The organism is Streptomyces sp. SID4985, assembly GCF_009863025.1.
Classification (GTDB): domain Bacteria; phylum Actinomycetota; class Actinomycetes; order Streptomycetales; family Streptomycetaceae; genus Streptomyces.
In genome coordinates, this window is the sequence record NZ_WWIR01000103.1 from 1 (window position 1) to 4,963 (window position 4,963).

Annotated in this window: 4 protein-coding genes; 2 read left to right on the forward strand and 2 right to left on the reverse strand. The window is 72.4% G+C overall.

The window, feature by feature from the left end:
• On the reverse strand, nt 1-407 hold a 407-nt coding region (locus tag GTW40_RS04350; protein ID WP_272918978.1), incomplete at its 3' end, for a GH25 family lysozyme.
• Nucleotides 408-691: 284 nt separating this feature from the next.
• Here GTW40_RS04350 and GTW40_RS04355 point away from each other — a divergent pair.
• A complete protein-coding gene (locus GTW40_RS04355) occupies nt 692-1,135 on the forward strand; it encodes a MarR family transcriptional regulator (RefSeq protein ID WP_343245612.1) in 444 nt (147 codons plus the stop codon).
• A 28-nt stretch (nt 1,136-1,163) separates the two neighbouring features.
• Here GTW40_RS04355 and GTW40_RS04360 read toward each other — a convergent pair whose 3' ends face one another.
• Nucleotides 1,164-1,952: a protein phosphatase 2C domain-containing protein gene (locus GTW40_RS04360; protein ID WP_161178813.1), complete on the reverse strand. Its 789-nt coding sequence runs from the start codon at nt 1,950-1,952 to the stop codon at nt 1,164-1,166.
• Nucleotides 1,953-2,336: 384 nt separating this feature from the next.
• On the opposite strand from GTW40_RS04360, the gene GTW40_RS04365 reads away from it, so the two are divergent.
• Nucleotides 2,337-4,963, forward strand: a 2,627-nt coding sequence (locus GTW40_RS04365; RefSeq protein ID WP_343245611.1) for a nitrate- and nitrite sensing domain-containing protein, incomplete at its 3' end; no start/stop codon positions are given.

Genomic DNA, 4,963 nt, shown 5'->3' on the forward strand with positions numbered 1-4,963 from the left:
GCGAAGTGGTACGCGCCGCGGATCATGCCGACGTTGTACGAGCCGTTGTACTGCTGGGCGAAGGACGGGTTGGTGTAGTAGGTGCCCTCGGTGGCCTTCGTGTAGGCCCAGCGGACCCCGCTGTTCCAGAGGGTGGCCCAGTCGACGCTGCCCTGGTGGCCGGAGACGTCGACGCCCTCGGTCTGGACGGCGGCGGCGACGGCCGGGGGAGTGCCGGAGCGGCCGTCGTGGGCGGCGACGCCGATACCGAGGTAGGCGGAGCCCCGCGCGGGTACCGCGGCGGTGCGGGCGGCGGCGGGTACGGCGGTCAGGGCGGCGAGCGCGAGTGCCGTCAGCAGGGCCAGGGCGAGCCCCGCGAGGGAACCGGGCGAGCGCGGACGGCGGGAGCCGGGTCTGTGCACGGGCATGACGTACCTCCTGGGCGATCCGAGGAGAAGTGGGGGGAACGTGGTCATGTCACAGGAACTGTCGGGCCTGTCTGGCATGTCGGGCCCGTCAATTGAAGCTACGCACGTAGATGAGCGCGTGGAAGAGGGCTTCGATGCCGCCGTTGGTCTACGCCTGCGAAATACTGGCGGAGCTGCGGTGATGCCGGGGTCCGGCAGAAAATTTCAGGACGCGAAACCGATTCAGGGGTGCTGACGTGCACGAGGACGGAAAGGGCGGCGCGCACGGCGCCGGCGGCCAGGAGGTGCCGCGCTGCGCGGACCAGGAGTTCCTGGCGCTGGAACGTGAGCTGACCGTGCTGCTGCGGCGCGCTCGCGCCAACCAGGGAGAGATGGCCCGCGAGGTCCACCCCGACCTGGAGTCCTCCGCGTACGGCCTGCTCATCCGGCTCGACGAGTGCGGCGGCCAGCGGGCCACCGAACTGGCCGCGTACATCGGCGTCGGCAAGGCCACCATGTCCCGCCAGCTGCGGGCCCTGGAGGAGCTGGGGCTGATCGCCCGCGAGCCCGATCCGGCCGACGGCCGCGCCTGGCTCGTCACCCTCACCGAGGAGGGCCGCCGCCGGGTCGGCACGGTCCGCGAGGCCCGCCGCGCCCGTTACGTCAGCCAGCTCGCCCACTGGGACCGCCGCGAGGTCGCCGAACTGGCGCGGCTGCTGCACCAGTTGAACGGCATCGCGGAGAAGTAGCCCTGCTCAGGCGGAGAAGCGGCCCCGCTCAGAAGGCGACGTGGATCACCGACGCGTCGTCGTGGGTCTTGCTGCGGCGCAGGAAGGTCCGCTCCTCGCGGTCCTTGTCCTCCAGTTCGCGCACCCGGGCCACCAGCGCGTCGGCGCCCTGTTCGGCGATCAGGTCGAACAGGGCCGTCCAGTCGCCCTCGTGGAACTTCTCCGTCCAGCGGGCCGCGCCGTCGGTCAGGGCGGCCAGGGCGCGGACCTCCGCGCGCGGGACGCTGCCGGTGACCGCGCGGGCGGCGACCGAGGGATCGGCGGCGGCCGTGAAGAAGCCGCCTTCCTTGTTGCGCAGGTTCGCGTCGATCAGCGCGTCGGTGGCGAGCGCCGCGCGCGGGAGCCGCGCCAGCCGGTCGTCCAGAACCGGGGTGACCGCCCCGTCAGGGGCGCGGAGCAGCAGCGCCGAGTCGGACAGGACCAGGTACTCCAGCAGGTCGGCGGACCAACGGGCCAGAACGACCGTGGCCTGGGGCGTTCGTGGGTGAGAAAGGTCACAGGTTTGAGAGTGCGCGGAACGGGTTCGGTCGATCGCGTGCGCGAGAATCTCCGGCAGCGTCAGATGTCGGTCGGAAACGGTCAGTTCGGTCAGTGCGCCGCCGAGCCGCGCCGTGAACCAGGGGACGGAGTGCACACACCCGGTCGCCTCCCGGGGCGGCGTCACCCCGTCGAGCAAGATCACGCAACCACCCTGACCGCAGGCGGGTAGTCCGACCCCGGCGAAGTCCTCGTTGGGGCGGTCCGGGTCACCGGGTTCCGAGACGAGTTCAGTGCGCACCGGCCCAGTCTGCACGAACCCTTTACAGAAATCGCCAAACCTCGTCGGCGACAGCGCAATTGAGCCGCCGGTGCCGTTCAGGGGCCTGCTTTGGGGGAAATTGACACGGTCCGGGAAGACGTGGCGGCGAATATTGCCAAAGGCTGCCCCGCGCGTCCAACCGGCCCACCGCACAGGGGTGTCGGACGGCCCGGCGGAACTTGCCCGCCAACTCCCCTCCGATGTTCACTCCTTCGGGTGGCGGGTCAGGTGATGCGCGGCCACTGCCCACCAGCGCTGGGAGGGTCGGGAACCGTACGAACCGGGTGTACGCACCACTTGGCACCGAGACGACGGGGCGCCACCCGGGCCCTTCGGCAGACGAGTTCAGGATTGCGAGCACCGGTGCAGAAGAAGCGGCCTCGGCGCACAGGCAGGCAGACGGCCCCCGAGGGGGCTGCCGAGCAGACCCCCGTGGGCGCCGGACGCCCCACTCATGTGCGCACCCGGTTGATCGTCGCCGTGGCGGTTGTCGCCGCGGCCATCGCCGGAGCAGGCGCGCCCGCGCTGCTCGGCGCGTCCCGGGATCTCAGCGAGTCCCAGGAGCTGGCGACACTGTCCGCCCGCACCCAGGACGCCCTCGCGCTGGCGCACTCCCTGGCCGACGAGCGCGACGAAGTCACCGCCTACGTGGCGGCCGGGCGCCCCAAGTCCAAGGCACCCTCCGAGGAACGCGGAGCCCGGGTGGACCGCCAGGTCGAGGACCTGCGCGCCGACACCGGCATCCCGTCCCGGCTGCGGGCCGACCTCGACGGCATAGCGGCCGTCCGGCGCACCGCGCTCACGGGGAGGACGGACGCGCTCCAGACCCATCAGGCGTACTCCGCCACCATCGCGGACCTGCACCGGCTCGCCATGGAACTGGCCGAGAAGATGCCCCCGCGCGCCGGTACCGGCGGCTACGCGCTCGCCGAACTGGACACCGCCGTCCAGCAGTCCGCCGCCGCCCGCGGCCTGTTGCTGGCCGCGCTCAGCGTGCCGTCCACCGAGAGCACGGTGATCAGCCCGATCACCGGTCTGCCCGTCACCACGCACACCACCACCGCGGCGGACGGCAAGCAGCGCGACGCGCTCACCGCCGCCGCCCAGCAGGCCCGGGTGCGCGCCGACGCGACCCTCGCGGACTTCCGCGCCACCGGCGCCAAGGACGCGGTCACCTCCTTCGACTCCACGGTCACCGGGGCCGAGGTCAACTCCGCGGACAAGTACCTCGCCGCCCTCACCGACCAGCCGACCCTCGGCGACCGTGAGCTGAACGTCAGCCCCAAGAAGCTGGACGCCGCGCTCTCCGCCCGCGTCGACCTGATGCGCGGCGCCGAGCAGGCCCTCTACGACCGGCGCACCAAGGACCTCGCCCGGCTGCGGGACGACGACGTCACGGCGCTGGAGATCCGCGTCGCCGCGCTCGGCGTGCTCATGCTGGTCGCCGTCGGCATCGCCACCGGCATGGCCCGCACGCTGACCCGCCCGCTGTCCGTGCTGCGCCGCGGCTCCGCCCGGCTCGCCGGCGCCGAGGACCCGACGACCGAGCAGCCCATCGCCTTCACCGGGCGCAACGACGAGTTCGCCCAGGTCGTCCGCTCCGTCAACGCCCTGCACGCGCACGCCGTCGCGCTGCACGAGCGCATCGCCACCCTGGAGACCGACCGCAAGCACCTGGTCGGCCAGCGGCAGAAGATGGCCGACGCGCGCGAGCAGCTGCGTACCGAACTGTCCGAGTCCTCCGCCCAGTTGGAGCGGCTGCGGACCAGCATCGGCGGCACCTTCGTCAACCTCGCGCTGCGCACCCTCGGCCTCGTCGAGCGCCAGCTCTCGGTCATCGAGGGCCTGGAGGAGCGCGAGCAGGACCCGGAGCGGCTGGCCACGCTGTTCAAGCTGGACCACTTCGCCACGGTCATGCGCCGTCACAGCGAGAACCTGCTCGTCCTCTCCGGCACCGAGCACGTCCTGCCGCACCCGGGACCGGTCCCGCTGGTCGACGTGGTCCGCGCGGCCGTCAGCGAGATCGAGCGCTACGAACGCGTCCGCATCGCCGCGCTGCCCCCGCACGCCCATGTGGCCGGGTTCGCCGCCGACGACCTCTCCCATCTGCTCGCCGAACTCATGGAGAACGCCAGCTCGTTCTCCCCGCCGGACCTGCCCGTCGAGGTCTCCGGCTGGATGCTGGAGTCCGGTGAGGTCATGCTCTCCGTGCAGGACGAGGGCATCGGCATGACCACCGAGCGCATGGACCGGCTCAACTCCCGCCTGGCGGAGTTCGATCCGGACTCGCCGTACGAGCAGGAGGGCACCGAGGGCCTCGGTCTCGGCCTGTACGTGGTGGCCCGGCTCGCCCACCGGCACGGCATCCGCGTGAAGCTGCGCGAGCAGAAGCAGGGGGGAGTGGCGGCGGTCGTCGTCCTGCCCGAGGCGCTGCTCGCCGAGACCCCGGTCGCCGCGATCCCCCACCCGGCCACCCGCCGAGACACCACCCAGTCCTTCTCACTCCCCGGCGCCGACGCGGAGGCCAACTCCAACGTCCTGCGGGGCCGCGCCAAGGACCCGCTGGTGGCTCTCGCGGAGAAGGCGGTACTGGACAACGCGGGTCAGGACGAGGACGTCCGGGACGATGACGTTCAGGACGAGAAGGTCCAGGACGACGAGGTCCGGGACGACTCCGCCGGTCGCGTACCGCCGTTGGTGACCGAGACCACGATGGAGCTGCTGCTCCCGGAGGCGGACACCGAGGACGAGGCCGCGGACGCCGAGGACGAGCCGTCGGACCCCGAGGTCGAGGCTTCGGGCGCCGAGAGTCAGGCTTCGGACGCCGAGGACGACGAGCCTGCGGGCGCCGAGGACGGTGCCTGGTTCGCCGAGGGCGCGACCGAGCGTCCCGACGGCGAGAGCAAGGCCGCCGACGGCGACGCCGGACAGCCGGACGCGGGGAACGGGCGCATCGCCCGGGCCCAGCGCCTCGCCGCGCGTGCCGCCCG